This is a genomic window from Streptomyces sp. ISL-87, from assembly GCF_018614095.1.
In the GTDB taxonomy this organism is placed as follows: domain Bacteria; phylum Actinomycetota; class Actinomycetes; order Streptomycetales; family Streptomycetaceae; genus Streptomyces.
Genome location: NZ_JAGGOY010000119.1, coordinates 73019 through 99378, shown reverse-complemented (window position 1 = coordinate 99378; position 26360 = coordinate 73019). Strand labels below are relative to the sequence as shown.

At 71.1% G+C, this 26360-nt stretch carries 24 protein-coding genes; 11 read left to right on the top strand and 13 right to left on the bottom strand.

Features of this window, described 5'->3' with window-relative positions:
- Nucleotides 1-54 precede the first annotated feature (54 nt).
- Nucleotides 55-1281, top strand: coding sequence for an acetate kinase (locus tag J7I97_RS34435; RefSeq protein WP_214943376.1), 1227 nt, complete (start codon nucleotides 55-57; stop codon nucleotides 1279-1281).
- A 63-nt stretch (nucleotides 1282-1344) separates the two neighbouring features.
- Nucleotides 1345-2778, top strand: coding sequence for a pyruvate kinase (gene pyk, locus J7I97_RS34430; RefSeq protein WP_214943373.1), 1434 nt, complete (start codon nucleotides 1345-1347; stop codon nucleotides 2776-2778).
- A gap of 214 nt (nucleotides 2779-2992) precedes the next feature.
- Here pyk and J7I97_RS34425 read toward each other — a convergent pair whose 3' ends face one another.
- The 4 genes from J7I97_RS34425 to J7I97_RS34410 form a co-directional block, all read right to left on the bottom strand.
- Nucleotides 2993-4288, bottom strand: coding sequence for a hypothetical protein (locus J7I97_RS34425; RefSeq protein WP_214943370.1), 1296 nt, complete (start codon nucleotides 4286-4288; stop codon nucleotides 2993-2995).
- Complete coding sequence (locus J7I97_RS34420) at nucleotides 4278-4841, bottom strand: DUF6114 domain-containing protein (RefSeq protein WP_214943367.1); 564 nt, start codon at nucleotides 4839-4841, stop codon at nucleotides 4278-4280. The genes J7I97_RS34425 and J7I97_RS34420 overlap by 11 nt, the downstream gene beginning before the upstream one ends.
- A gap of 114 nt (nucleotides 4842-4955) precedes the next feature.
- Complete coding sequence (locus tag J7I97_RS34415) at nucleotides 4956-5609, bottom strand: DUF6230 family protein (RefSeq protein ID WP_214943363.1); 654 nt, start codon at nucleotides 5607-5609, stop codon at nucleotides 4956-4958.
- 598 nt (nucleotides 5610-6207) lie between these two features.
- Nucleotides 6208-7209 carry a tetratricopeptide repeat protein gene (locus J7I97_RS34410; protein ID WP_214943359.1) on the bottom strand — a complete coding sequence of 334 codons (1002 nt, stop codon included), beginning with the start codon at nucleotides 7207-7209 and terminating at the stop codon, nucleotides 6208-6210.
- Between the two features lie 253 nt (nucleotides 7210-7462).
- On the opposite strand from J7I97_RS34410, the gene J7I97_RS34405 reads away from it, so the two are divergent.
- Complete coding sequence (locus tag J7I97_RS34405; RefSeq protein WP_251051387.1) at nucleotides 7463-8101, top strand: TetR/AcrR family transcriptional regulator; 639 nt, start codon at nucleotides 7463-7465, stop codon at nucleotides 8099-8101.
- A gap of 69 nt (nucleotides 8102-8170) precedes the next feature.
- On the opposite strand, the gene J7I97_RS34400 is transcribed toward J7I97_RS34405, so the two are convergent.
- From J7I97_RS34400 to J7I97_RS34385, 4 genes are all read right to left on the bottom strand, one after another.
- Nucleotides 8171-9871, bottom strand: coding sequence for a methylmalonyl-CoA mutase (locus J7I97_RS34400; protein ID WP_214943353.1), 1701 nt, complete (start codon nucleotides 9869-9871; stop codon nucleotides 8171-8173).
- Between the two features lie 75 nt (nucleotides 9872-9946).
- Nucleotides 9947-10276 (bottom strand): DUF3817 domain-containing protein, encoded by a 330-nt coding sequence (locus J7I97_RS34395; RefSeq protein WP_214943350.1) that lies wholly within the window; start codon nucleotides 10274-10276, stop codon nucleotides 9947-9949.
- A 68-nt stretch (nucleotides 10277-10344) separates the two neighbouring features.
- Nucleotides 10345-10854: a MarR family winged helix-turn-helix transcriptional regulator gene (locus J7I97_RS34390; protein ID WP_214943347.1), complete on the bottom strand. Its 510-nt coding sequence runs from the start codon at nucleotides 10852-10854 to the stop codon at nucleotides 10345-10347.
- 21 nt (nucleotides 10855-10875) lie between these two features.
- The gene (locus tag J7I97_RS34385) at nucleotides 10876-12144 is read right to left on the bottom strand and encodes an MFS transporter (protein ID WP_214943344.1); all 1269 of its coding nucleotides are present in this window, start codon (nucleotides 12142-12144) and stop codon (nucleotides 10876-10878) included.
- Between the two features lie 121 nt (nucleotides 12145-12265).
- Here J7I97_RS34385 and J7I97_RS34380 point away from each other — a divergent pair, with 121 nt between their 5' ends.
- Nucleotides 12266-13252, top strand: coding sequence for a DUF5937 family protein (locus J7I97_RS34380; RefSeq protein ID WP_214943341.1), 987 nt, complete (start codon nucleotides 12266-12268; stop codon nucleotides 13250-13252).
- Between the two features lie 211 nt (nucleotides 13253-13463).
- On the opposite strand, the gene J7I97_RS34375 is transcribed toward J7I97_RS34380, so the two are convergent.
- Entirely contained in the window at nucleotides 13464-14180 is a 717-nt protein-coding gene (locus tag J7I97_RS34375) for a hypothetical protein (protein WP_214943339.1), read from the bottom strand.
- Nucleotides 14181-14664: 484 nt separating this feature from the next.
- On the bottom strand, nucleotides 14665-15009 hold the full coding sequence (locus J7I97_RS34370; RefSeq protein WP_214943337.1) for a DUF3817 domain-containing protein: 345 nt from the start codon (nucleotides 15007-15009) through the stop codon (nucleotides 14665-14667).
- Nucleotides 15010-15170: 161 nt separating this feature from the next.
- Here J7I97_RS34370 and J7I97_RS34365 point away from each other — a divergent pair, with 161 nt between their 5' ends.
- From J7I97_RS34365 to J7I97_RS34345, 5 genes are all read left to right on the top strand, one after another.
- A complete protein-coding gene (locus J7I97_RS34365) occupies nucleotides 15171-15809 on the top strand; it encodes an AIM24 family protein (protein ID WP_030009698.1) in 639 nt (212 codons plus the stop codon).
- Nucleotides 15809-16459 carry an AIM24 family protein gene (locus J7I97_RS34360; RefSeq protein WP_214943334.1) on the top strand — a complete coding sequence of 217 codons (651 nt, stop codon included), beginning with the start codon at nucleotides 15809-15811 and terminating at the stop codon, nucleotides 16457-16459. Before J7I97_RS34365 ends, J7I97_RS34360 begins: the two co-directional genes overlap by 1 nt.
- 11 nt (nucleotides 16460-16470) lie before the next feature.
- Nucleotides 16471-17277: an AIM24 family protein gene (locus tag J7I97_RS34355; protein ID WP_214943331.1), complete on the top strand. Its 807-nt coding sequence runs from the start codon at nucleotides 16471-16473 to the stop codon at nucleotides 17275-17277.
- Between the two features lie 79 nt (nucleotides 17278-17356).
- Nucleotides 17357-17833, top strand: coding sequence for a MarR family winged helix-turn-helix transcriptional regulator (locus J7I97_RS34350; RefSeq protein ID WP_214943390.1), 477 nt, complete (start codon nucleotides 17357-17359; stop codon nucleotides 17831-17833).
- 141 nt (nucleotides 17834-17974) lie between these two features.
- Nucleotides 17975-18535 (top strand): PepSY domain-containing protein, encoded by a 561-nt coding sequence (locus J7I97_RS34345; protein WP_214943327.1) that lies wholly within the window; start codon nucleotides 17975-17977, stop codon nucleotides 18533-18535.
- Between the two features lie 92 nt (nucleotides 18536-18627).
- Here J7I97_RS34345 and J7I97_RS40515 read toward each other — a convergent pair whose 3' ends face one another.
- From J7I97_RS40515 to J7I97_RS34335, 3 genes are all read right to left on the bottom strand, one after another.
- Nucleotides 18628-18702: a 50S ribosomal protein bL37 gene (locus tag J7I97_RS40515; RefSeq protein ID WP_099895366.1), complete on the bottom strand. Its 75-nt coding sequence runs from the start codon at nucleotides 18700-18702 to the stop codon at nucleotides 18628-18630.
- A 93-nt stretch (nucleotides 18703-18795) separates the two neighbouring features.
- Nucleotides 18796-19758: a methylmalonyl Co-A mutase-associated GTPase MeaB gene (meaB, locus tag J7I97_RS34340; RefSeq protein ID WP_214943324.1), complete on the bottom strand. Its 963-nt coding sequence runs from the start codon at nucleotides 19756-19758 to the stop codon at nucleotides 18796-18798.
- A gap of 11 nt (nucleotides 19759-19769) precedes the next feature.
- Nucleotides 19770-20984 carry an acetyl-CoA C-acetyltransferase gene (locus J7I97_RS34335; protein WP_214943321.1) on the bottom strand — a complete coding sequence of 405 codons (1215 nt, stop codon included), beginning with the start codon at nucleotides 20982-20984 and terminating at the stop codon, nucleotides 19770-19772.
- Between the two features lie 135 nt (nucleotides 20985-21119).
- Here J7I97_RS34335 and mce point away from each other — a divergent pair, with 135 nt between their 5' ends.
- Both mce and scy read left to right on the top strand, forming a co-directional pair.
- On the top strand, nucleotides 21120-21548 hold the full coding sequence (mce, locus tag J7I97_RS34330) for a methylmalonyl-CoA epimerase (protein ID WP_214943319.1): 429 nt from the start codon (nucleotides 21120-21122) through the stop codon (nucleotides 21546-21548).
- Nucleotides 21549-21729: 181 nt separating this feature from the next.
- Entirely contained in the window at nucleotides 21730-26352 is a 4623-nt protein-coding gene (gene scy, locus J7I97_RS34325) for a polarized growth protein Scy (RefSeq protein WP_214943316.1), read from the top strand.
- The last annotated feature ends 8 nt before the right edge of the window (nucleotides 26353-26360 follow it).

The window sequence follows — 26360 nt, the reverse complement described above, 5'->3', positions numbered from 1 at the left end:
CTGAGCCCCCCGCCGCCTGAGTCCCCCACCCCACCGAGCCCCCACCCTGAAGGAATGACCCTCATCGTGACCGCATCGCGCGTACTCGTCCTCAACTCCGGCTCCTCGTCCGTGAAGTACCAGCTGCTCGACATGGCGGACTCCTCCCGTCTCGCCGTCGGCCTGGTGGAGCGCATCGGCGAGGAGACCTCGCGGCTGGTCCACGAGCCGTTGACCGGGCCGGGCGCCGAGGGCGGAAAGCGGGAGCGGCTCGGCCCGATCGCCGACCACGAGGCCGCGCTCCAGGCCGTCGCGGCGGAGCTCGCCGCCGACGGGCTGGGGCTGGACTCTCCCGAACTGGCCGCCGTGGGACACCGGGTGGTGCACGGCGGGACCAGGTTCACGCAGCCGACGGTGATCGACGACGAGGTGCTCGCGGAGATCCGGAACCTGATCCCGCTGGCCCCGCTGCACAACCCGGCGAACGTGACCGGCATCGAGGTGGCGCGCTCGCTGCGTGCGGACCTCCCGCAGGTCGCGGTCTTCGACACGGCCTTCCACTCGACGATGCCGGAGTACGTGGCGCGGTACGCGATAGACGCCGCGACGGCGGACAAGTACGCCATCCGGCGGTACGGCTTCCACGGCACCTCCCACGCGTACGTCTCGCGGGCCACGGCCCGGCTGCTCGGCAAGCCGGTGGAGGACGTGAACGTGATCGTGCTGCACCTGGGCAACGGCGCCTCGGCCTCGGCGGTGCGGGGCGGGGTGTGCGTGGAGACGTCGATGGGTCTGACCCCGCTGGAGGGCCTGGTCATGGGGACCCGCTCGGGCGATCTGGATCCGGCGGTCGTGTTCCACCTGGCGCGGGTGGGCGGTTTCTCGGTGGATGAGATCGATTCGCTCCTGAACAAGAAGAGCGGTCTGCTGGGCATGTGCGGCGACAACGACATGCGCGAGGTACTGCGGCGCGCGGGCGAGGGCGACGAGGCGGCGACGGTCGCCTTCGACGCGTACATCCACCGCCTGAAGAAGTACATCGGCGCCTACTCGGCGGTCCTCGGCCGGGTGGACGCGGTGGCGTTCACGGCCGGGGTGGGCGAGAACGCCCACCAGGTCCGGGAAGCTGCCGTGGAGGGTCTGGCGGAGCTGGGCCTGGTGCTGGACCTGGAGGCGAACGCGGTGCGCTCCCGGGAGCCGCGGCTGATCTCCGCGGAGTACGCCCGGGTGGCGGTGGCCGTGGTCCCGACGGATGAGGAGCTGGAGATCGCCGCGCAGGCCTACGCGCTGGTTACCGGGTAGTCACTTTGGACTTTCCACCAGACGGAATATTCCGCTACGAAACAAACCGATAGGATCCGCTCCATGCGCCGTTCCAAAATCGTCTGCACGCTGGGCCCCGCCGTCGACTCGTATGAGCAGCTGAAAGCGCTCATCGAGGCAGGTATGAACGTGGCCCGATTCAACTTCAGCCACGGATCCCAGGCAGAACACCAGGAGCGGTACGACCGCGTCCGGAAGGTCTCCGAGGACACCGGGCGCGCGGTCGGCGTCCTCGCCGACCTCCAGGGCCCGAAGATCCGTCTGGAGACCTTCGCCGAGGGTCCCGTCGAGCTGGTGCGCGGTGACGAGTTCACCATCACCACCGAGGACGTCCCGGGCGACAAGTCCATCTGTGGAACCACCTACAAGGGCCTCCCGGGCGATGTGTCCAAGGGCGACCAGATCCTGATCAACGACGGCAACGTCGAGCTCCGGGTGACGGAGGTCGACGGCCCGCGGGTCAAGACCATCGTCATCGAGGGCGGTGTCATCTCGGACCACAAGGGCATCAACCTGCCGGGTGCCGCCGTGAACGTCCCCGCCCTGTCGGAGAAGGACGTCGACGACCTCCGCTTCGCCCTGCGGATGGGCTGCGACATGGTCGCCCTGTCCTTCGTCCGCGACGCCAGCGACGTCAAGGACGTCCACAAGGTGATGGACGAGGAGGGCCGCCGGGTCCCCGTCATCGCCAAGGTGGAGAAGCCGCAGGCCGTCGAGAACATGGCCGCCGTGGTCGACGCCTTCGACGCGGTCATGGTGGCCCGTGGCGACCTGGCCGTCGAGTACCCGCTCGAAAAGGTCCCGATGGTCCAGAAGCGGCTCATCGAGATGTGCCGCCGCAACGCCAAGCCGGTGATCGTCGCGACCCAGATGATGGAGTCGATGATCACCAACTCCCGCCCGACCCGCGCCGAGGCGTCCGACGTCGCCAACGCGATCCTGGACGGGGCGGACGCGGTCATGCTGTCGGCCGAGTCCTCGGTGGGCGCCTACCCGATCGAGACCGTCAAGACGATGTCGAAGATCGTCGCGGCGGCCGAGGAGGAGCTCCTCTCCAAGGGCCTCCAGCCGCTGGTCCCGGGTAAGAAGCCCCGTACCCAGGGCGGCTCCGTGGCCCGCGCGGCCTGCGAGATCGCGGACTTCCTGGACGCGAAGTCGCTGGTCGCCTTCACCCAGTCCGGTGACACCGCCCGCCGGCTGTCGCGCTACCGCGCCTCGCAGCCGATCCTGGCCTTCACCACCGACGTGAACACCCGCAACCAGCTCACGCTGAGCTGGGGCGTCGAGTCGGCCATCGTCCCGCACGTGGACAACACCGACGCGATGGTCGACCTGGTGGACGCCGAGGTGCGCAAGCTGGGGCGCCACAACCAGGGCGACATCATGATCATCACGGCCGGCTCTCCCCCCGGCGTCCCGGGCACGACCAACATGGTCCGCGTCCACCACCTGGGCGCGGCTGCCGCCCAGGCCTGATCGACTCTGCCGCACAGAGACCGAGGGCGGCACCCGGGATCCCTTCCAGGATCCGGGGTGCCGCCCTCGGTGTGTTCTCACCCGGCGTCGGTCTCGGCGATCTGCCGCCGGGAGACGTCCGGGAACGGTAGACGTTGAACCCGTTGCCCTCGTCATACGAGAACGGCCCGCGCTTCGGGCGAAGCGCGGGCCGTCAACAGCTCATATAGGGCTACTACTCCGGCGGGCCGACGTAGTTCTTGAGGCCCGGGACGGTGAGGGTGCCGCCGAACTGGCCGGCCTGGACGACCTTGACGTTCGTGAAGAACGCGAACGGGACGTTCAGGGGCGGCGGGCTGTTCGGGGTGAACTCGATCGGGATGAGCCCGAAGAGGTTGCCCTTGAGACTCTCGGTGTACATCGTCACCGTGGCGCCGCGGATCTTGGAGGTGGAGCCAGGGCGGGACTTCAGGTGCGCGACGTTCCCGGTCTTGCCGACCGTCTGGTAGAGGTCCTTGATGTCCAGCGAGTCCGCGGTGAACTTCAGGACCTTCTTGGTCTTGCCGCCCGCCGTCTTCACCTCGACGATGCCGTGGTAGTCCAGGCCGTAGAGGGTCAGCAGCGAGCTGTCGAGGTACCACGGCTCGTCCGGCAGGAGCGGGATCCCCGTCTCCAGTTCGGCGTCCGCGAGCGCCTTGGCGTCGTACGTCGGACAGGGGAAGGGTTCCTTCCCGTCCGCGTCCTTCGTCGCCGAGGCCGAGGGGGAGGGCGAGGCGGTCGCCTTGCCGTCGGTGGCCTTGCCCGTCTCGTCCTTCGGGGTCTTGGCCGTGTCCTTGACGTCCTGGGTCAGCTCCTCGACCGAGACGCCCGCCTTCTTCGCCGCCTCGCGGATCGCGTCCGCGGACGGGTCGGGGGTGGGTGTCTTGGTCGTGGTCGACGGGGTCGGCGTCGGGGTGGCCGTCTTCGTCGCGTCCGCGAGGGGCTTGCCGAGCTCGTTCACGAGGCCCGTGAGGGCGTCGCCGACTCCCAGCGGGTCCAGCGGGTTCGTCGTCTTGGTCGCCGTCGGGGACGGGGACGCGGTCGGGGACGCCTGCTTCGCAGCCGGCGCCGTCGTCGTGGTGGCGGCCGGCTTCTCCGCCGTCTTGCTCGCGGACGGCTTCGGAGCCGACGGGGTCACCCCGGGCTTCGGGGCCGTCGCGGACGCGCTCGGCGAGGGGGTCGCGGTGGGCGACGTACTCGGCGAGGGCGTCTTGGACGGCGTGGGCGACGCCGACTCCGTGGGTTCGTCGGACCGCGTGACGCACGGTCCGGGCGCGAAGGGGATCTCCTTGTCGTCGGCCATGGCCAGCTTCGGCGCCATGCCCATCCCGACGAAGACCGCCGTCGGCATCGCCGCGAGCGCCATCGTCTTGCCGACAGGTATCTGGATCTTGTTCAGCAGCGACTTCCGGGGCGCCGCGTGCCGCGGGCCCCTTCCTTCGCGGGACTCTGCGCCTGGGGCCACGCCCCGCTGCGTCTCGTCACCCCGCACTGTTCCTCCCGCCATCGGCGTGGGCAGTCGTCTCGCTCGCGTATGCCGTTTCCGTATCGCGCGGGGCCGGGACGCCGTGGGGGCCGCCCGCCATCGCCTCGGCCTTGCCCAGGTCCACGGCCGGAGCGTCGGCCTCCTCCGCCGGACTGCCCGGGACCCACGCCAGGGCGAGGCCGCCGCCGACCATCGCCAGGGTGAAGCCGATGAAGAAGCCGCCGAGATTGGACACCGGCAGCGACACCAGGGCCAGCAGGATCGAGGCGACTCCCGCGAAGACCCGGATGCCCTGCTGGAACCAGAGGGCCAGACCCAACGTGATCAGCAGGACGCCGATGATCAGCGAGCCGGAGCCGGCCGTTGTCGCCATCGCGAGGGTGATGTTGCCCAGCCGGAGATCCGCGTACGGGAAGTACGCGATCGGGACGCCGCTGAGGAGCGTGAACAGCCCTGCCCAGAAGGGACGGCGACCGCGCCAGGCATAGAAGTGGTAGTACACGACGGTGAGCCAAGCGTCGTCGTCGCCGCGAACGTAAACCGGGGCCTGGGGGTTCATGGACAACAGCTCCCTGGAAACGGGTGGTACGGAGAACTCTGTGGAGCCCGGGCGGGCGGTCGGCGACGACAGCTGCCGACGCCGACCGCCCTTCCGGTCACGCACCGGGACTGATTACTTCTCGTCCTGGTAGCACGGCTGGTCGCCGCTCAGCAGACGCAGCTTGAGGTCGGGCAGTGTGAAAGTACCCGCCGTCGTCGCCCACGCCTTCTGGCGCACGTCCGTCAGCACGGCCTTCTTGGCGCGCTGGGCGAACAGGGCGCCGTTCGCCACCGTGCCGGCCTGCGGCGTGGTGGGGTGTTCCTTAGTGCCGCCCGCGGCGCCCACCGCGACACCGATGTCGAGGTCGGTGAACGTGGCGTCGGTGTCGAGCTCGGCGACATCCAGGTAGATGTTCTCCGCAATCGCCGGCTTGCCCTTGTCGCCGGTCTGCAGCCTCATCGTGATGTTGCCGAGGCCCGGAATCGGCGTGACCAGCGACTGGCACATGTTGGTGATTTCCGCGTGGCGGAACCCGGAGATGGTGACCGGGTGCGCAGCATCCTTGCCGTCGAGGCCCTTGCCCTTGGCGATGCTGCCGTACTGGATGAGGTCGTCACCGTCGAGCTTGTCGGCCGAGACCTTGAAGTCCTGGCCGGAGACGCTGAAGGACGCCGCGAGGGCACCCTGCGCCAGACCCACACCGACCGCGGCCGTGGCCGCGATGCTCGGGACCATGACGAGCGCGAAGCGCTTCCATCTGGTCCCACCACGAACCTGAGAACTCATTTTCGTTCCTCCTTCTCGGACGTACATCTCCGGTCCGGGCCGTGCCCGTCCTGGGATGGGAGAAGTGCTACGTCCTCGGGAAGGAGCGCAGGCGGCCGGGCCGCGGCGCCAAGCCGCGTCCGATACACCGGCGATCACCCCCGAGCGACAACCACTGGGTCACGCGTTCGCGCAACCAGGAGGACAGGCTCCGCCGGTGTGGCGAAGACCCCCCTGTCCTACGGCCGGTGCCACTGCCACCGGCCGACTCGGTGGGGACCCTTCGCCGCGGCTCCGGATGAGCGGCTCTGCGGGAAGGACCGAGCGTCGCCGATCGTGGTCCATTCCAGGCCGGGGCACAAGGGGGGTCGTTACTGGCGGGTAACGGCCAGATAACCGGGGTTCGACCCAGCGCCGTCGGGCAGCGACACAGGGTGTCACCAAGGGCCACGACAGACCGGTGGATTCAGGAATACTCCGGACAGTTCACGGGGTTCCACTTACTGCGAGTAACAGCGGCCGCAATTGCCAAGCTTTGGCAAAGTGCGGCCGTTGTTCCTCTACGTGTCAATAAATCGTCGGTGCTCCGCGCGGACCCGGGACACGCCCGGGCGGCGTCCTAGAACAGCACCCGCGCGAGCGCCGTGCGCGCCGCCGTCACCCGGGGGTCGTCCGCCCCGATGACCTCGAACAGCTCCAGCAGCCGCACCCGTACCACGTCGCGGTCCTCACCGAACGTCACTCGAACGGTGTCCACCAGGCGCCCGAAGGCGTCCTCCACATGACCGCCGACCAGGTCCAGGTCGGCCGCGGCGATCTGCGCCTGCGGGTCGCCCGGGTTCGCGGCGGCCGCCTCGCGCACCGCCTGCGGGTTCATGTGCTGCACCCGGGAGAGCAGCTCGGCCTGGGCCAGGCCCAGCTTGGCCTCGATGTTCGCCGGGTCGTCCGCCAGTACGTTCTTGTACGCCTGAACCGCGCCGCCGAGGTCACCGGCGTCCAGCGCCTCGACCGCCGCCGCCAGCAGCGCGTCGTACGGGCCGACCGGCTCGGCGGCCGTGCCCGCCGCCGGGGCGGGGGCGACTTCGGCGTCCGGGTCGACCTGGATGCCGAGGAGGCCGAAGCGCTCCTCGCCGAGCTGGACCAGCTGGGCGAGGGTCTCGCGGATCTGCTGTTCGGGCGCCACGCCCTGGAACAGCGGCACCACCTGGCCGGCGACCACGGCGAAGACGGCGGGAATGCCCTGGATCCCGAACTGCTGCATCAGCATCTGGTTGGCGTCGACGTCGATCTTCGCCAGGACGAGGCGGCCGTTCGCCTCGAAGGTGAGCCGCTCCAGCAGCGGGCTGAGCTGCTTGCACGGCTCGCACCACTCGGCCCAGAAGTCGAGGACGACCGGGACCTCGTTGGAGAGCTGGATGACATCGCGCTCGAAGCCGGCCTCGTCTACGTCGATGACGAGCGCGGACGGCGGCACGGCGCCGGGGTGCGCGGCGCCCGCGTCGGCGCCACCCCGCCGGGCCGATTCGGCTCGCACCTGCTCGGCCTTCGCCTTGGCTTCGCCGGCCGCCTTCACCGCGGCGAGGTCGACGACGCCGCTCATGGACATGTTTCTGGGCTGCATGCGTACATCCTCCCCCGTGTGCGCGCGCCTGCGAAAAAGATCGCGTGAATTCGCCGATGTGGTGCTGCGGTTATGCGGTCTGCGGTGATGCGGTGCGGCGCCGGGTCCCCACCTGGCGCCTGTAGCTTCGCGTGGTTGTCGCTCTTACGCTACGACCCGTAGCGTAACTCCCTGCGGCCATCCGCGCCCAGTGATCTCAACCACAGCGATTCGGGGTCCGGTGGTTCCGCTACCGGCGGGTATGGTCACCGCCATGCGCAACCCCAGCCCAGGCATCGGCCCCCCGACCGGCCGCACAGGCCGCCCCCGCAGCGCCGCTGCGGACGCGGCGATCCTCGCCGCGACGCGGGACGCGCTGGTCGAGCTGGGCTGGTCGAAGCTGACGATGAGCGACGTCTCGGCCCGGGCGGGGGTCGCGAAGACCACCCTCTACCGGCGCTGGGCGGGCAAGAACGAGCTGGTCGTGGACGCGGTCGCGGAGCTCTTCGACGCCCTCGAACTCCCCGACCGGGGTTCTCTCGAATCGGACATCGAGTACGTGGTCCTGCAGTTCGCGGATCTGCTGCGGCGCCCGGAGGCCCGGACGGCCCTGATGGCGGTGGTGGCCGAGTCCACGCGGGACGAGGCGCTGCGCGACCGGATCCGGTCGGCGATCGTGGACCGGCAGAAACGTCTCGTCGTACTGGGTCGCGAGCGGGCGCAGGCGCGGGGTGAACTCCCGTACGAGGAGGACGAGTCCCTGGCCGGCCACACCACGGACCTGATCTTCGACGTCATCGCGGGCACGGTGGTCCATCGCGCGCTGGTCAGCTCGGAACCCGTGGACGAGCTGTGGGTGGCCACCTTCACCACCCTCCTGATACACGGCCTCAAGGGCCCGGCCGGCGTTTGAGGCGGCAACGGTGAAGGGCGGGGAGAGGCTCCGCGCAACGGCAGCCTCTCTCCCCGCCCCCCCGGGTGGCTAGAATCCCGGCGGCTCCGTGTACGTGCCCCACTCGTCCCGCAGGGCGTTGCAGATCTCGCCCAGCGTGGCCTCGGCGCGTACGGCGTCCAGCATCGCCGGGATCATGTTCGACCCGTCCCGGGCGGCATCCAGCATGGCGGCCAGGGCCCCGGCGACCTTCGCGTCGTCCCGCCGCCCCTTCCGCGCCGCCAGCTCCTGCACCTGTACGCGCTCCACCTCGTGGCTGACCCGGAGGATCTCCAGGTCCCCGGTGACCGAGCCGTGGTGGACGTTGACGCCGACGACCCGCTTGTCGCCCTTCTCCAGCGACCGCTGGTACGTGAAGGCCGACTCGGCGATCTCCCCGGTGAACCAGCCGTCCTCGATGCCGCGCAGGATGCCCGAGGTGATCGGCCCGATCGGGTGCTGCCCGTCCGGGTGGGCGCGCAGCCCACGCTCCTTGATCTGGTCGAAGATCTTCTCGGCTTCGGCCTCGATGCGGTCGGTGAGCTGCTCGACGAACCACGAACCGCCCAGCGGGTCGGCCACATTGGCCACCCCGGTCTCCTCCATCAGCACCTGCTGCGTACGCAGGGCGATCTCCGCCGCCTGCTCGCTCGGCAGCGCGAGGGTCTCGTCGAGGGCGTTGGTGTGCAGCGAGTTCGTGCCGCCGAGGACGGCCGCGAGGGCCTCCACGGCGGTGCGTACGACGTTGTTGTACGGCTGCTGGGCGGTCAGCGAGACGCCGGCGGTCTGGGTGTGGAAGCGCAGCCACATCGACTTGTCGCTCTTCGCCCCGTACACCTCCTTCATCCAGCGCGCCCAGATCCGGCGGGCGGCGCGGAACTTGGCGATCTCCTCGAAGAAGTCGAGGTGCGCGTCGAAGAAGAAGGAGAGCCCGGGCGCGAAGACGTCGACGTCCATGCCGCGCGAGAGGCCCAGCTCCACGTAGCCGAAGCCGTCCGCCAGGGTGTACGCGAGCTCCTGCGCGGCCGTCGCCCCGGCCTCGCGGATGTGGTAGCCGGAGACCGACAGCGGCTTGTACGCCGGGATGCCGGTGGCGCAGTACTCCATGAGGTCGCCGATGAGGCGCAGGTGCGGCTCGGGTTCGAAGAGCCACTCCTTCTGGGCGATGTACTCCTTGAAGATGTCGGTCTGGAGCGTGCCGTTGAGGACGGCCGGGTCCACGCCCTGCCGCTCGGCGGCGACCAGGTACATGCAGAAGGCGGGCACGGCGGGGCCCGAGATCGTCATCGAGGTGGTCACGTCACCGAGCGGGATGTCCTTGAACAGGATCTCCATGTCGGCGGCGGAGTCTATGGCGACCCCGCAGTGCCCGACCTCGCCGAGGGCGCGCGGGTCGTCGGAGTCGCGCCCCATGAGGGTCGGCATGTCGAAGGCCACGGAGAGCCCGCCGCCGCCGGCGGCCAGGATCATCTTGTAGCGCTCGTTGGTCTGCTCGGCGTTCCCGAACCCGGCGAACTGCCGGATGGTCCAGGTCCGCCCGCGGTAGCCGGTGGCGTGCAGGCCTCGGGTGTACGGGTACTCCCCCGGCCAGCCGATGCGCTCGAACCCCTCGTACGAGTCCCCGGGCCGGGGCCCGTAGACCGGATCGACGGCATCGCCGGAGAGTGTGGTGAAGTCGGCCTCGCGCTTGCGGGCCTTGTCATAGCGGGCCTGCCAGCGAAGGCGGCCTTCCTCGATGGCGTCTGCGTCCATGACTCGAATTTACTAGGACGTCCTAGTAAATGTCGATGGGCAACCCCCGGGGAGTCACCCCGGGGGTGGTAACGGTTACGCCTTGGCGGTGGCCAGAGCGCCGCTGAACAGCGGCTCGACCTCGGCGCGGACCTTGCGCTCGACGAAGAACGCGGCCAGCGGGATCGTCCCCGACACGAGCACCCAGAGCAGCTTGCCGAAGGGCCACTTGGCCTTGGAGCCCAGGTCGAAGGCGAACACCAGGTAGATCATGAACATCACACCGTGGGCCTGCGAGACCGCGAAGGTCAGGTCGGCGCCGGTGTCGAAGCCGTACTTCGCCACCATGCAGGCACAGAGGATCAACAGCATGACCGCCGTCACGTAGGCCATGACGCGGTAGCGGGTCAGCACGCTTCGTTTCATGCCGACGAGCCTAACCGCCCGTTTTGCGCGATCTGGACCGGGGCGGGGTACGGGCAGCGTGACGGTGGCTACTTCTCCTCGAAGTCGGCGGCGGCCACCCGCAGGGGGCGCAGGAGCGCGAAGATCTCGCCGCACTCCTCGGCGTCGTACACGCCGAGCCCGAAGTCGATCTCCATCAGGTCCTTCGTGGCGGCCTCGACGACCTCTCGGCCCTTGTCCGTGATGGAGGCGAGGGTTCCGCGACCGTCGTTCGGGTTGGGCCGCTTGTCGACCAGGCCCGACCTCACCAGCCGGTCCACGGTGTTCGTCACCGAGGTCGGGTGCACCATCAGCCGCTCGCCGATCTTCGACATCGGCAGCTCGCCGGCCTTCGAGAAGGTGAGCAGCACCAGCGCCTCGTACCGCGCGAAGGTCAGTCCGTACGGCTTGACCACCGCGTCGACCTCGCCGAGCAGGATCTGGTGCGCCCTCATGATCGAGGTGATGGCGGCCATCGAGGGCACCGGTCCCCAGCGCTGCTGCCACAGTTCGTCGGCGCGGGCGATGGGATCGAAGGGAAGACTGAGCGGCTTGGGCACGCATCAGACCCTACCGGCAGGTCATTTGATGGCCAGCCCCGTCTCATTCCTCGGCCCGCGCAGCGGCCGGGCGGTGGCGCGGAGTTCGGCAAGGAGCAGCAGCACGACCCCGGTGCCGAGGACCGCGGCGGCGGTGACGACCACGTGGACCGCGAGGAATTCGGCGGCCAGACCGGCCAGCGCCATCCCGGCCCCCTGGAGGGTCATCATGCCGGTGCTGAGCAGGGTCATCGCCCGGCCGCGGAGCTCCTCGGGGACGGCGTCCACGTACATCCGGTCGAGTCCGAGGGTGTACGCGTGCGCCAGCCCGGCGAGCAGCAACGCAGCCAGTACGGCGACCGGGCCCGGCCGGACCGCGTAGACGAGCAGCGGCAGCAGGCCGACGGCGGCGAGCGGGGCCACTATTCGGGAACGCGTACGGGCGGTGAGGACGGAGCCGGCCCACAGTTCACCCGCGATGGTGCCGACGGGCAACGCGCACATCAGCAGCCCGAGGGCGGCGGTCCCGGCCCCGAGGCCGTCGGCGTACGGGGCGAGCAGCGCCTCCGGTACGACGAGGAACACGGGCGGCAGCCAGAACAGCAGGGTGAGCACCCGCAGCCGGCGCTCGCCGAAGACGGCCCGCAGGCCCGCGAGCGGGGAGGTGCGGCCGGCGGCCGCCGCACGGGCGGGGCGGGCCCGGGTGCCGAAGCGCAGCAGGAGCGCCGACCCGAGGAACCCGGCGGCGGTGAGCGCGATCGCCCCGCGCGGTGCGAGGACGGTGAGCAGCAGCCCGCCGAGCCCGAAGCCGATGAGCTGGGCGCTCTGGGCCACCATGCGCAGCAGCGAGCGGCCGAGGACGAAGGTCTCGCCGGAGCCGAGGATATCGGCGAGGGAGGCGCTGCGGGCTCCCTGGAACAGCGGCGCGACGAAGGCCATCGCGCAGCGGAGTACGAGGAGCCCCGCGACCGGGGTGCCCGGCAGCACCATGGCCGCGGCGCACACGGCGCAGACGAGGTCGCACCCGACGAGCACGCGCCGGGCGGGGCGGCGGTCGGCGGTGCCGGCGAGCAGGGTGCCGCCGAGGGCGTACGGGAGGAAGCCGAGGGCGAAGGTGAGGGCGCTCATCAGGGGCGAGCCGGTGAGTCGGTAGACGAGGACGGTGAGGGCGATCTCGGCGACGACGACGCCGAGGACGGACATCAGGTGCGCGGCGAAGACGGCACGGAACTCCCGGACCCGGAAGACGGAGCGGTAGCCGCCGGAAGGATTCGAGGGGGTGCCGGCCGTGGCCTGGTTGACGGTTGCCATACGCGACACCCTGGGCGGGCTACGGTGACGACGGTAGAGATTCGTCTCAGCCCGAATCATGGCCCGGATCATCGCGCCGGATCATCGAGGTCCTTCTCATCGAGTTGTAGGTGTCTGTCTCATGGGGTTCCACTTCCGCTTCGGACCCGGGGACCTGCTCCGCTGCCGGTTCTCCATCTCCCCGCAGTGGGAGACACAGGCGGCCGTACGGACGCTGCTGCGGCCGGGACGGCAGGCGTACCACCTCCCCTGGCTCCGGCAGATCCGCGCCGCGGCCGACAGGCTGGACCTGCGGCCGCTGTGGCTGCTGATGCCGCAAGCCGGTCACAACCCGGACTTCCTCAGCCCGCCGCCGATCGGACCCTCCGTCACCTTCGAGGAGGAGCTGGCGCGGGTGCGGGCCGCCGATCCCGAGGAGGCCCGGGAGGATCTCCGGCGCTCGCTGGTCTGCACCCCGGGTGCGGCGGAGAGCGACCCCGGGCGGCGGATGCTCGCGGATCCCGCGCGGGCGGTACGGGAGCTGGCCGACCTGTACGAACAGGCCTGGGCGGCGCTGATCGCCCCGCACTGGCCGCGGCTGCGGGGGCTGCTGGAGGCGGACATCCTGTTCCACTCGCGGCGGCTGGCGGCGGGCGGGCTGGAGGCGCTGTTCGACGGGCTCCACCCGGACCTGACCTGGCAGGGGAGCACGCTGACGATCCGGCGCCGCACGCACCACGACCGTTCGCTGGACGGGCAGGGCCTGCTGCTGATGCCGAGCGCGTTCGTCTGGCCGGAGGTGGTCGGCGGCTACGACCCGCCCTGGCAGCCGACCCTGGTGTACCCGGCCCGGGGCATCGGCGCGCTGTGGACGGCCTCGGCGGGACCGACCCCGCAGGCGCTGGCCCGGCTGCTCGGCCGCGTCCGCGCCGATGTGCTGTGCGCCCTCCACGAACCCGCCTCGACCACGGCCCTCGCCCACCGGCTGGGCCTGGCCCCGTCCACGGTGTCGGCCCACCTCAAGACCCTGCACGCGGCGGGCCTGGTCATCTCGGCCCGCCACGGGCACCAGATCCACTACGAGCGCACCCCGCTGGCGATCGCCCTGACCACGGGCACGTCACCGTAGGCGTCGGGAGTCAGCCGGTGTCGCGAGCCGTCGCCGCCGCCCCGCCGCCGCCCCGCCGCCGGCGGTAGTGCTGCGACTGGATCGGCTCGTCACGCTTCTCGTAGTAGTCGAGTCTCCGGGTCTTGTGATCCGCTGGAATGGGCGCCGCATACGGGTCGCGAGCCGCTATCGGCGGGGGTGCCTGGGCTTGCGCCCGCCGGCCTGAGGCACGTCAGGGCAGCTGGATCACCACACATGTGGGCCCGCGCTCCGCGAGCGTCTCGCAAACGTCCGACCCGTTGGCGGCCACGGCGTTGATAGCGATGCCCCACGCCCCGGCCGGAATGGCGACCGGTGTGTCGACCCGGTGCTCGATCACGCCCCGGTCATTGGGCCGGAGATTGCTGCGGAAGAAGTCCACCGGCGCCAGAGCTTCCCCGTCCGCATCCACGGCATACGCGTACACCTCGACGGTGGCCCATGTATCAACGCCGTCGGCGTGCACGCCGAACCTCAGCCTCGCATCGGACCGGGGCCCCGTGAGGCTGACATCGATAATGGACGGCCGCCCGTTCCCGCCCGCCGCCTTCGCGGCACCGACCACCGCCACGCTCAGCGCGACCATGTAGAAGATCACTCCGAGGATGAGCACGGCGGTCTCCCACATGTTGCCCCGCCGCGTGGGACGAATCAGCAATGCCACGATGCTGCAGACAATCGCCAGGATGGCGCAGAGCGACGCCACGTAGATGGGCCACGACTCGTTGTTGAGCGCGACGAAGACGACGTCGCTGGTGAGCCCGAGAGCGGTCATGACGCCCGCTACGGTGACCAGGGTCCCGGCGAGGATCTTGGCGACATCGTCCAGGCGCTTCCCGAGTTTGGCCTGGATTTCGTCGGGCAGCGAGGCGTGTTCCTGCCCATCGCCCGGCCTTCTCAGCCCGCTCATGGAACAGACGCTAGTCGTGGACGCGATCTCAGGCGCCAGGGTGTGGGCCGAACGGAGCAACGGCGCCGCCAACTGTGGCCAGTTTCGCGCATGACCGGCCGGTCCCGCTGGCCGGAGTGAAGGAAGCCGGAAGGCCGCGATGGACGCGGGAGGGTTCCAGTGGATCGCCCGTACGGCGTGCTGCGTGCCTCTGAGACGGCGCGCGCCACGGGAGAAGCCCCCGGTCCGCATCCCGCCGGGTACGGCCCCCGTGGATTGTCAGCCGCATGAACTCAAGGTCGGTGATCACGTCTTAGCGGGCGGTCATCTGATCCCGATCGCGGATCTCCGCTACGGGCCGGAGCCACCCGAACGATGATCCTCCGCAACGGGGCCGTGTGCGTCGCGGAGAGAACCATCCGCGTCTACCGCAGGTTCTAGGCTCCCGGCCCGCCGAGCGACGGCTCTTCACCGACCCCCAGCGGGGTCACCGAGAACGCGGTGATCATGCGTCGGCCACCTCACGGGCACGGGCCGCGATGACGCTGTCGGCCTCTTCGCGCTTGAGCAGCTTGTCGCCGTAGAGGCCGCCGAACGGCACCAGCGCGAGCAGGAAGAACAGCGCGGCCTTCTTGAAGGGCCACTTGGCCTTGTTCCAGACATCCAGCAGGAAGACCGAGTAGATGAGGAAGAGGATGCCGTGCAGCATGCCCAGCGGCATCTTCAGGTAGTCGATGTCGGTGAGCCAGCTGAGCAGCGAGCCGAAGATCAGCAGGGCCGGGAACGACAGCGCCTCCGGGACGGAGACGAGGCGGAGGCGGTGCAGGGCGGAGGCGGTCTTGATGTCCACGTGTGAACCTTCGGGATGGAGGCCTGGGGGCTGTCCCAGTGTCTCAGCCGCTTTGCGGGACCTTGACCCGGGTGCCCGTCAGCTGTCCGTACCGCCCGAGTGTGGCGGATATCGGCCGCGCAGCCCTGTTCGGGTTCGCCCGCTGCCGATAACGTCTCCCCGTGGCTCAGTTCCGACTCCAAGGCAGCAAGGTGCTCGCCGTCGACCTGACCGGGGATGCCGTCAAAGCGAAAAACGGCTCCATGGTCGCGTACGACGGTCAGATGGCCTTCAAGAAGATGACCGGCGGCGGCGAAGGCCTCCGCGGGATGGTGACCCGCCGGCTGACCGGCGAGCAGATGACCGTGATGGAGGTACAGGGGCACGGCACCTGCTTCTTCGCCGACCGCGCCAGTGAGATCAATCTGGTCAATCTGCGCGGCGAGAAGCTCTACGTCGAGTCCAGCAACCTGCTGTGCACCGACGCCGGGCTGCGCACCGGCACGACCTTCACGGGTCTGCGCGGCGCGACGACGGGCAACGGCCTGTTCACCACGACCGTCGAGGGCAGCGGCCAGGCGGCGATCATGTCCGACGGCCCGGCGGTGGTGCTGCGCGTCAGCGCCCAGTACCCGCTCTCCGTCGACCCGGGGGCGTACATCGCGCACACCGGCAACCTCCAGCAGTCCTTCCAGTCCGGCGTGAACTTCCGCACGCTGATCGGCGAGGGCTCCGGCGAGGCGTTCCAGATCCGCTTCGAGGGCGAGGGCCTGGTCTACGTGCAGCCCAGCGAGCGCAACACCGTCGGGGGCGACATCTGATGCCGTTCCGCGAGATCAACTCGAAGATGGTCGAGGCCCAGGTCATCCCGGGCCAGAAGATGTACAGCCAGCGGGGCGCGATGCTCGCGTACCGCGGCGAGGTCTCCTTCACCCCGAGCCTGACCGGCGGTCAGGGCGGGGTGATGGGCATGATCGGGCGCCGGGTGGCGAACGAGCAGACCCCGCTGATGACGGTCGAGGGCAGCGGCACCGTGATGTTCGGCAACGGCGGCCACCACATCCAGGTGATCAACCTGACCGGCGAGACGCTGTACGTCGAGGCCGACCGGCTGCTGGCCTTCGACGGCACCCTCCAGCAGGGCACGATGTTCATGGGCTCGCAGGGCGGTGTCATGGGCATGGTGCGCGGCCAGGTGACCGGCCAGGGCCTGTTCACGACCACGCTCAAGGGTCACGGCGCGGTCGCCGTGATGGCCCACGGCGGGGTCATCGAGCTCCCCATCACCCCCCAGCGGCCGGTCCACGTGGACCCGCAGGCGTACGTCGCCCACCACGGCGAGGTCCGCAACAAGCTGTCGGCGGCCCTCGGGTGGCGCGACATGGTGGGACGCGGTTCGGGTGAGGCGTTCCAGCTGGAGCTGTCCGGCCAGGGCGCCGTATATGTGCAGGCCTCGGAGGAAAAGCTGTGAATTTTGGACCCGTGACCGGCGGACCCGGCGGCCCGACGGTGTTCGACCCGTACACCCTGCCCTCCGACGACAACGTGAACGCCTACACCTTCTGCGTGGAGCTCAAGGGGAGCCAGTGGTTCCTGCAGAAGGGCAAGATGATCTCGTACTACGGGCGCATCGAGTTCAACGGCATCGGCAACGGCCGCTTCGACCGGCTGCTGCGCACCAGCTTCCACTCGCCGCTGCACGCCAGCGACTGGGTGGTGGCCGAGGGGCAGGGCAAGATGCTGCTGGCCGACCGGGCCTTCGACGTGAACTCGTACGACCTGGACAACGGGAACCTGACGATTCGGTCAGGCAACCTGCTCGCCTACCAGCCGACGCTGGCGCTGAAGCAGTCGATCGTCCCGGGTTTCCTGACGCTGATCGGAACCGGGAAGTTCGTGGCGGCGTCCAACGGACCGGTGGTGTTCATGGAGCCGCCACTGCGTGTGGACCCGCAGGCGCTGGTGGGCTGGGCCGACTGTCCCTCGCCGTGCCACCACTACGACCACGGCTACATGTCGGGCGTGATGGGCGGCCTGCGCTCGCTGACCGGCCTCGGTGGCGCCTCGGGAGAGGAGCACCAGTTCGAGTTCGTGGGGGCGGGGACGGTACTGCTCCAGTCGTCGGAGATGCTGATGGCGGAGCAGGCGGTCGGCGCGGTGGGCGCCGGGGCGGAGTCGGCCGGCGTTCCGGGGGCCGGTCACGGCGGTGGCCAGGGACCGCTGGGGCAGCTGGGTGTGCCGCGGATGCCGGGGCAGCTGGGTGACCTCCAGCGCCGCTTCGGGCTGTGAGCGCCCGCGGCGGCAGCCGTAGATCTTCATATTTTTGTACGTAATTCAACTTCTTAGGTAGAGTTCATTCATGGAGACCATCGAGACCGAGACGGCCACGCGCTGGCTGACCGACGCCGAGCAGTGCGCCTGGCGCACCCACCTGGACGTCAGCAGACTGCTGATGCACCAGCTGGAAAAGGATCTCCAGCCCTTCGGACTCACCAACAACGACTACGAGATCCTCGTGAACCTCTCGGAGTCGGAGGGTCTGCGGATGCGGATGAGCGACCTCGCGACGTCGACGCTCCAGTCGAAGAGCCGGCTGTCCCACCAGATCACGCGGATGGAGACGGCGGGCCTGGTCCGTCGCGTGAACTGCGAGTCCGACCGCCGGGGGCTGTACGCGGTGCTCACCGACGAGGGCATGGAGCTCATGCGCAAGGTCGCCCCGCACCACGTGGCATCCGTCCGCCGGCATTTCATCGACCTGCTCTCCCCGGCGGCCCTGGCGGCGCTGCGGGAGTCGCTGAACCCGGTGGCGGACCACCTGCGGGACAACCGCGGCAAGGTCTGACCGCGGCCCGCGCGCTGATCACACGCTGACCACGCACTGACCGCGCGCCGTCCTCGCGGGTCCCGGAGAATGGGCGGTAACGCTCACTCGCCGGCCCCGCCGAGCAACCGTAAGCGCATGGCCGGCCCGAGGAGGTCAGCCATGAAGCGCACTGTGTACATCTCGACGGCCGCGGCCGTGGTCCTGATGGTCGGGGGCCCGGTGGCGGCCGCCGCCGCGTCCACCGCGGACGCGGCGAGAACCACCGTGGGCGCCGCCACCGCGGCGCGCGCCGACACGGACGCCTGGGGGGCGGCGCAGGCGGCCGTGAAGCACTATCCGGGCACCGTCCAGTCCCTCGACAAGGACGGCTCGACCTGGCACGTCGACGTGATCGGCAAGAACGGCAAACACGCCGAGGTGGACGTGAGCGCCCGCACCGGCGCGGCCACCACGCGGAACACGGACGACGACGGGGACAGCGCCAAGAACAAGAAGCTGCTCGCCGCGAAGTACAACGCCCAGAAGGCGATCAAGGCGGCCGTCGCCGTCCACGCCGGCCAGGTCTGGTCGGTGGAGTGGGACGACGATGACAACGGCGGCGCCCCCCACTGGAACGTGGCGATCAAGTCCGGCAACAAGACCCAGAACGTCCACGTCGACCCCACGACGGGCAAGGCCACGCTGTCCGGCTCGGACGGCGACGGCGACAACGGCTACTGACACCGCCCGCCGCTGACACCGCCGGCCACTGACACGGGAGCCGCGCCCCTCTCGCAGGGGCGCGGCTCTCGTGCGTCGGTCAGGCGGGCCGGTCAGGCGTTGGGACGCTTGCCGTGGTTCGCCTTCTTCTTCTTGCGGGCCCGCTTCTTGTTGCCGCGCTTCGCCATGACGCCACTCCCTGTATCGGGGCATTCCGGGCGTTCGCCAGTCTATGTTCGCCCCTGGGAGTGCGCATCAGCCGGCATCGGCCCGCGGACGCCTCAGGCCTCCGTCAGCGTCGCCAGCAGGTTGTCCGCCGCCGCGTACGGATCCAGCTCGCCCTGGGCCACACGGGTGGCCAGCGCGTCGAGCCGGGCGTCCCCGTGCAGATCGGCCATCCGGGCCCGCAGGGCCGTCACCGCGATGGTCTCCACCTCGTGCGCGGCACGGGCCCTGCGCCGCTCGGCGAGGACACCCCGCTCGTCCATCCACGCCCGGTGCTTCTCCAGCGCCTCGACCAGCTCGTCGATGCCCTGCCCGCGCGCCGCGACCGTCTTGACGATCGGCGGCCGCCAGTCGTCCTTGCCCCGGGACTCCCCGAGGCCCAGCATGTGGTTCAGCTCCCGGGCGGTGGCGTCCGCGCCGTCCCGGTCCGCCTTGTTCACCACGTACACATCGCCGATCTCCAGGATTCCCGCCTTCGCGGCCTGGATCCCGTCGCCCATCCCCGGCGCCAGCAGCACCACCGAGGTGTCGGCCTGCGAGGCGATCTCCACCTCCGACTGCCCGACCCCGACCGTCTCGACCAGGATCACCTCGCAGCCGGCGGCGTCCAGCACCCGGATCGCCTGCGGGGCGGCCCACGCGAGGCCGCCCAGGTGGCCCCGGGTGGCCATGGAGCGGATGTAGACCCCCGGGTCGGAGGCGTGGTCCGACATCCGCACCCGGTCGCCGAGCAGCGCGCCGCCGGAGAACGGCGAGGACGGGTCGACGGCGAGCACGCCGACCCGCTTGCCGGCCTTCCGGTACGCCGACACCAGCGCCGAGGTGGACGTGGACTTGCCCACGCCCGGGGAGCCGGTGAGGCCGACGACGTACGCGCCGCCGGTCAGCGGGGCCAGGGTCGCCATCACCTCGCGCAGGTGCGGGGACGCCCCCTCGACCAGTGAGATCAGCCGGGCCACCGCCCGCGGCCGGCCTTCTCGGGCCTGCGCCACCAGCGTGGGGACGTCCACCGTCGTCATCCGAGCAGCACCTACGCCTTCGCGCCGGTGCCCGGGACGCGCACGATGAGCGCGTCGCCCTGACCGCCGCCACCGCACAGTGCGGCCGCGCCGACGCCGCCACCGCGGCGCTTCAGCTCCAGCGCCAGGTGCAGCACCACACGCGCGCCGGACATGCCGATCGGGTGCCCCAGGGCAATGGCGCCGCCGTTGACGTTCACCTTTTCCGGGGTCACGCCGAGGTCCTTCATTGACTGCACGGCGACCGCCGCGAAGGCCTCGTTGATCTCGATGAGGTCCAGGTCGCCGACCTCCAGGCCCTCCTTCTTCAGGGCGTGCAGGATGGCGTTGGACGGCTGCGACTGGAGGGAGTTGTCGGGACCGGCCACGTTGCCGTGGGCGCCGATCTCGGCGATCCACTCCAGGCCCAGCTCCTCGGCCTTCGCCTTGCTCATCACGACGACGGCGGCCGCGCCATCGCTGATCTGCGAAGACGTACCCGCGGTGATGGTGCCGTCCTTCGCGAAGGCCGGGCGCAGCTTGCCCAGCGACTCCGCCGTGGTCTCCGGGCGGATGCCCTCGTCCTGGGAGAAGACGACCGGGTCGCCCTTGCGCTGCGGGATCTCCACCGGGGTGATCTCGGCCTCGAAGACGCCGTTCTTCTGCGCGGCCGCGGCCCGCTGGTGCGAGGCGGCGGCGAACTCGTCCTGCGGGGCGCGCTCGATGCCCAGGCGGGTGTTGTGCTTCTCGGTGGACTCGCCCATCGCGATGTTCTCGAAGGCGTCGGTGAGGCCGTCGTAGGCCATCGCGTCGAGCATCTCGATGGCGCCGTACTTGAAGCCCTCGCGGGACTTCGGCAGCAGGTGCGGGGCGTTGGTCATGGACTCCTGGCCGCCCGCGACCACGATGTCGAACTCCCCGGCACGGATCAGCTGGTCGGCGAGCGCGATGGCGTCGAGACCCGAGAGGCACACCTTGTTGATGGTGAGCGCGGGCACGTTCATGGGGATGCCCGCCTTGACGGCGGCCTGGCGGGCGGGGATCTGGCCCGCGCCGGCCTGGAGCACCTGGCCCATGATCACGTACTGGACCTGGTCGCCGGCGATCCCGGCCCGGTCCAGCGCGGACTTGATGGCGAAGCCGCCGAGGTCGGCGCCCGAGAAGGACTTCAGCGAGCCGAGCAGCCGCCCCATGGGCGTGCGGGCCCCGGCGACGATCACTGAAGTGGTGTTGTTCGTTCCGGACATGAGGCACAGCCCCTTGGATGAGGAGTGAACGAGGGTTTACCCGAATGTACTGAGCAGTACCCGCGCAGTCACCGGCCTGCCGGTGTGATCGCTGGCACGTTGCGTGACCACCCTCCTCGGCGGTGCACTGTTCCCATGCTGACAAGAATCGACCACATCGGGATCGCCTGCTTCGACCTGGACAAGACTGTCGAGTTCTACCGTGCCACCTACGGCTTCGAAGTGTTCCACTCCGAGGTCAACGAGGAGCAGGGCGTGCGCGAGGCCATGCTCAAGATCAACGAGACCTCCGACGGCGGCGCCTCCTACCTCCAGCTCCTGGAGCCCACCCGCGAGGACTCCGCGGTGGGCAAGTGGCTGGCCAAGAACGGCGAGGGCGTCCACCACATCGCCTTCGGCACGGAGGACGTCCTGGGCGACTCCGAGGCCATCCGCGGCAAGGGCGTCCGCGTCCTCTACGACCAGCCCCGCACCGGCTCGATGGGCTCCTCCATCACCTTCCTCCACCCCAAGGACTGCCACGGCGTTCTCACCGAACTGGTCACGAGCAACCCAGAGCACTGATGGCCCGATTCCCCGGCCGGTAGAGTGGCCATGGCTCGGCCGGGGTTCGGTGCGGAGACGAGGTCGGGGCCTGTGATCCCCGCCTCGGTATCTGACACCATTCCCCGGGGGCGTCGTTCAGCGGGCGGACGATGCTCATTTGGGAATGAGCTTGCGACCAGGGGACGGATGGGACCGCGCTGTGCGGGGCTACGAAAGCCAGGAGAGCCATCAGGCTGAGGCCGACCATCTCTCGCGCTTCGAGGCCGAGATGGAGCGGCTGAAGAAGGAACGCGGGAAGGCCGTCCAGCACGCCGAGGACCTGGGGTACCAGGTCGAGGTGCTGCGCGCCAAGCTCCACGAGGTACGCCGCAATCTGGCGTCCCGTCCTGCCTACGACAGCGCGGACATGGGGTATCAGGCGGAGCAGCTGCTCCGTAATGCCCAGATCCAGGCCGACCAGATGCGCTCGGACGCCGAGCGCGAGCTGCGCGACGCCCGGGCACAGACCCAGCGCATCCTCCAGGAGCACGCCGAGCACCAGGCGCGCCTCCAGGCCGAGCTGCACGCCGAGGCCGTCAACCGCCGCCAGCGGCTGGACCAGGAGCTCAACGAGCGCCGCCAGACCGTCGAGGCGCACGTCAACGAGAACGTGGCGTGGGCCGAGCAGCTGCGTGCCCGTACGGAGTCCCAGGCCCGCCGGCTCATGGACGAGTCCCGTGCCGAGGCCGAGCAGGCGCTGAACGCCGCCCGCGCCGAGGCCGCCCGGCTCGCCGAGGAGGCCCGCCGCAGGCTGACCGCCGACGCGGAGGCCGCCCGTACCGAGGCCGAGGCCACCCTGCTGCGCGCCCGCAAGGAGGCCGAGCGGCTGCTGACCGCCGCCTCCGCACAGGCCCAGGAGGCCACCGAGCACGCGGAGCGGCTGCGTTCCACCACGTCCGCCGAGGCCGAGCAGACCCGGCAGCAGACCCTGGACCTCGGCCGGGTGGCCGAAGCCCGGGCCCAGGAGGCCGAGGGGGCGCTGCGCAGTGCCCGCGCCGAGGCCGAGAAGCTGCTCGCGGAGGCCAAGGAGAGCTCCGCCCGGCAGCTCGCCTCGGCCGAGTCCGTCAACGAGCAGCGCACCCGTACCGCCAAGGAGCAGGTCGCCCGGCTGGTCGGCGAGGCCACCAAGGAGGCCGAAGTCCTCAAGGCGGAGGCCGAGCAGACCCTGGCCGACGCCCGCGCCGATGTGGAGCGGATGCGCGCCGAGGCCGGCGAGCAGGCCCGTGCGGCCGCCGCCGAGGACGCGGCGGCGCAGCTGTCGAAGGCGGCCCGGACGGCAGAGGACGTACTGACCAAGGCCTCGGAGGACGCCCGGGCCACCACCCGTGCCGCGTCCGAGGAGGCCGAGCGGATCCGCCGTGAGGCGGAGGCCGAGGCGGACCGGCTGCGCCTCCAGGCGGCGGCCACGGCCGATGAGCTCAAGGGCGCCGCGAAGGACGACACCGAGGAGTACCGGGCCCGTACGGTCGAACTCCAGGAGGAGGCCCGGCGGCTGCGCGGCGAGGCCGAGCAGCTGCGCGCGGAGGCCGTCGCCGAGGGCGAGCGGATCCGCGGCGAGGCCCGCCGTGAGGCGGTCCAGCAGATCGAGGAGGCGGCGAAGACCGCCGAGGAGCTGCTGGGCAAGGCCAAGTCGGACGCGGACGAGCTGCGCGGCGGGGCGAGCGCCGAGAGCGAGCGGGTCCGTGCCGAGGCCGTGGAGCGGGCTACCGCGCTGCGCAAGCAGGCCGAGGAGACGCTGGAGCGGACCCGTGCCGAGGCGGAGCGGCTGCGCGCCGAGGCCGAGGAGCAGGCGGAAGCCGTCCGGGCCGAGGCGGACGCGGCGGCGCGCGAGCGGCGCGAGCAGACCGAGCAGGCGCTGGCCGCGAAGCGGGCGGAGGCCGACGAGGAGCTCGTACGGCTGCACACGGACGCGGAGAGCCGGCTGACGACGGCCGAGCAGACGCTGCGTGACGCCCGTGCGGCGGCGGAGAACATCCGCCGGGAGACCGGCGAGGAGACCGACCGGCTGCGCGCCGAGTCGGCGGAGCGGATCCGGACCCTCCAGGCGCAGTCGGAGACGGAGGCCGACCAGCTGCGGATCGACGCGGCGGAGGACGCCGGCCGGGTCCGCGCGGAGGCCGAGCAGGTCGCCGTACGGCTGCGCGGCGAGGCCGCGGCCGAGGCGGAGCGGGTGCGCTCCGAAGCGCAGGAGACCGCGGACCGGCTGCGCGCGGAGGCGAAGGCAGCCGCGGAGCGGGTCGCCGCGGAGGCCGCGGAGGCGCTGGCCGCCGCCCAGGAGGAGGCCGCCCGGCGTCGCCGGGAGGCCGAGGAGACCCTGGCGTCGGCGCGGACGGACGCTTCGGCCGAGCGGGAGCAGGCCCGCGAGCAGAGCGAGGAGCTGCTGGCGCAGGCCCGCAAGCGCTCGCAGGAGGCGCAGGCCGAGGCGGAGCGGCTGACCGACGAGGCGGAGCGGCGCGCGTCGGAACTGGTGTCGGCGGCGGAGGCCACCGCCCAGCAGGTACGGGACTCCGTGGCCGGGCTGCACGAGCAGGCCGAGGAAGAGATCACCGGGCTGCGCAGCGCGGCCGAGCACGCGGCGGAGCGGACGAAGACGGAGGCGGAGGAAGAGGCCTCCCGAGTCCGCAAGGACGCTCACGAGGAGCGGGAGCGGGCCACCGAGGACGCCAACCGGATCCGGACCGAGGCCCGGGCCGAGACGGACGCGGCGAAGGCGCTGGCGGAGCGTACGGTCGGCGACGCGATCGCCGAGGCCGAGCAGCTGCGCAGCGACACCGCGGAGTACGCGCAGCGGGTGCGCACCGAGGCCACGGACGCGCTGGCCGCGTCCGAGCGGGATGCGGCCCGTACCAGGGCGGACGCCCGCGACGACGCCAACCGCATCCGCGGCGAGGCGGCCGAGTCCCTTGAGGCCTCCCGCGCCGAAGGCGGCCGGATCGTCGCCGAGGCGACGGCGGAGGCCGAGCGCCTGGCCGCCGAGGCGACGGCGGAGGCCGAGCGCCTGGCCGCCGAGGCGACGGCGGAGGCCGAGCGGCTCACCGCGGAGGCCGCGGGCACGCTGGACACCGCCCGCGTCGAGGCGGGCCGGCTGCGTACGCAAGCGGCCGAGCAGGCCGACCAGCTCATCGCGGAGGCCACGGCGGAAGCCGACCGGCACACCGAGGAGACCCGCGCGGCCAACGCGGCGACCGTCACCGAGGCCGAGACCGCCGCGGACGCCATCCGCGCCGAGGCGGCCGGCACCCTGGACGAGGCCCGGTCGGAGGCCAACCGCCTGCGGAGCGAGGCCGCCGAGCAGGCCGACAGCCTGGTCGCCGAGGCCACCGCGGCGGCGGACCGGCTCACCGCGCAGGCGGCGGACACGCTGGCCGCGGCCGAGCGGGACGCGGCGCGGATCCTGGTCGACGCCCGGACCGAGGGCGACCGGCTGGTCGACGAGACCCGGGCGGCGAACGAACTCACGGTCGGCGAGGCGGCGGCGGAGGCCGAGCGGCTGCGCACCGAGGCGGCCAAGACCCTGGACGACGCCCGCGCGGAGGGCGGCCGGATCATCGGCGAGGCCACCGCGGAGGCGGAGCGGGTCACGGTCGCGGCGAACGAGACCCTGGCGAGCGCCGAGCGGGAGTCCGAGCAGACGCTGGACGAGGCGCGCGTCGAGGCGGGCCGGCAGCGTACGGAGGCGGCCGAGCAGGCGGACCGGCTCATCGGCGAGGCCGCGTCCGAGGCGGAGAAGCTCACCGAGCAGACCCGCAAGGACAATGAGCGCACGGTCGGCGAGGCCCAGACCGAGGCCGAGCGGCTGCGCGCGGAGGCGGCGGACACGGTCGCCTCGGCGCAGGAGCACGCGGCCCGGACCCGGTCGGAGGCCGAGCGGGTCAAGGCGGAGGCGGCGACCGAGGCGGAGCGCACCCGCACGGAGGCCCGTACCGAGTCCGAGCGGGTGCTGGACGAGGCCCGCGAGGAGGCCAACAAGCGCCGCAGCGAGGCCGCGGAGCAGGTGGACCGGCTCATCACCGAAGCGTCGGCGGAGGCCGAGAAGCTGACCGCGGACGCTCAGAAGCAGGCCCTGGCCGCCACCACGGCGGCCGAGGAGCAGGCCGACGCGATGGTCGACGCGGCCCGCAAGGAGGCCGCGCGGATCACCTCCGAGGCGACCGTCGAGGGCAACACCACGGTGGAGAAGGCCCGTACCGACGCCGACGAGCTGCTGGTCGGAGCGCGCACGGACGCCGCCGCCATAAGGGAGCGGGCGGAGGAGCTGCGCGCCCGGGTCGAGGGCGAGGTCGAGGAGCTGCACGAGCGGGCCCGCCGGGAGTCGGCCGAGCAGATGAAGTCGGCCGGCGAGCGCGTGGACAAGCTGGTGCGGGCGGCGACCGAACAGAGCGTCGAGGCCGAGGCGAAGGCCAAGGCGCTGGTGTCGGACGCGAGCAGTGAGGCGAGCAAGGTCCGGATCGCGGCGGTCCGCAAGGCGGAGGCGCTCCTGAAGGAGGCCGAGCAGAAGAAGGCCGATGTGGTCCGGGAGGCCGATGCGACCCTGGCGCAGGCCAAGGCGGAGGCCGAACGGCTCGTCGAGGAGGGCCGGCGTGAGCTGGAGGTCCTGGTGCGCAGGCGCGAGGACATTCAGGCGGAGATCTCCCGTGTCCAGGACGTTCTTGAGGCGTTGGAATCATTCGAGGCGCCTTCGGGCGGCGGAAAGCCTGTGGTCGGCGGCCAGGGCGCGGGGGGCGTGAAGGCCGGCGCGACAGCGGGTTCCACTCGTTCGGGTGGGAAGACGTCGGAGGGGTAGTCACAGCG

Coding starts and splice junctions, on each gene's coding strand:
- J7I97_RS34435 (WP_214943376.1), top strand. CDS start 55: ATGACCCTCATCGTGACCGCATCGCGCGTACTCGTCCTCAACTCCGGC.
- pyk (WP_214943373.1), top strand. CDS start 1,345: ATGCGCCGTTCCAAAATCGTCTGCACGCTGGGCCCCGCCGTCGACTCG.
- J7I97_RS34420 (WP_214943367.1), bottom strand. CDS start 4,841: ATGAACCCCCAGGCCCCGGTTTACGTTCGCGGCGACGACGACGCTTGG.
- J7I97_RS34415 (WP_214943363.1), bottom strand. CDS start 5,609: ATGAGTTCTCAGGTTCGTGGTGGGACCAGATGGAAGCGCTTCGCGCTC.
- J7I97_RS34410 (WP_214943359.1), bottom strand. CDS start 7,209: ATGCAGCCCAGAAACATGTCCATGAGCGGCGTCGTCGACCTCGCCGCG.
- J7I97_RS34405 (WP_251051387.1), top strand. CDS start 7,463: ATGCGCAACCCCAGCCCAGGCATCGGCCCCCCGACCGGCCGCACAGGC.
- J7I97_RS34400 (WP_214943353.1), bottom strand. CDS start 9,871: ATGGACGCAGACGCCATCGAGGAAGGCCGCCTTCGCTGGCAGGCCCGC.
- J7I97_RS34395 (WP_214943350.1), bottom strand. CDS start 10,276: ATGAAACGAAGCGTGCTGACCCGCTACCGCGTCATGGCCTACGTGACG.
- J7I97_RS34385 (WP_214943344.1), bottom strand. CDS start 12,144: ATGGCAACCGTCAACCAGGCCACGGCCGGCACCCCCTCGAATCCTTCC.
- J7I97_RS34380 (WP_214943341.1), top strand. CDS start 12,266: ATGGGGTTCCACTTCCGCTTCGGACCCGGGGACCTGCTCCGCTGCCGG.
- J7I97_RS34375 (WP_214943339.1), bottom strand. CDS start 14,180: ATGAGCGGGCTGAGAAGGCCGGGCGATGGGCAGGAACACGCCTCGCTG.
- J7I97_RS34360 (WP_214943334.1), top strand. CDS start 15,809: ATGCCGTTCCGCGAGATCAACTCGAAGATGGTCGAGGCCCAGGTCATC.
- J7I97_RS34345 (WP_214943327.1), top strand. CDS start 17,975: ATGAAGCGCACTGTGTACATCTCGACGGCCGCGGCCGTGGTCCTGATG.
- meaB (WP_214943324.1), bottom strand. CDS start 19,758: ATGACGACGGTGGACGTCCCCACGCTGGTGGCGCAGGCCCGAGAAGGC.
- J7I97_RS34335 (WP_214943321.1), bottom strand. CDS start 20,984: ATGTCCGGAACGAACAACACCACTTCAGTGATCGTCGCCGGGGCCCGC.
- mce (WP_214943319.1), top strand. CDS start 21,120: ATGCTGACAAGAATCGACCACATCGGGATCGCCTGCTTCGACCTGGAC.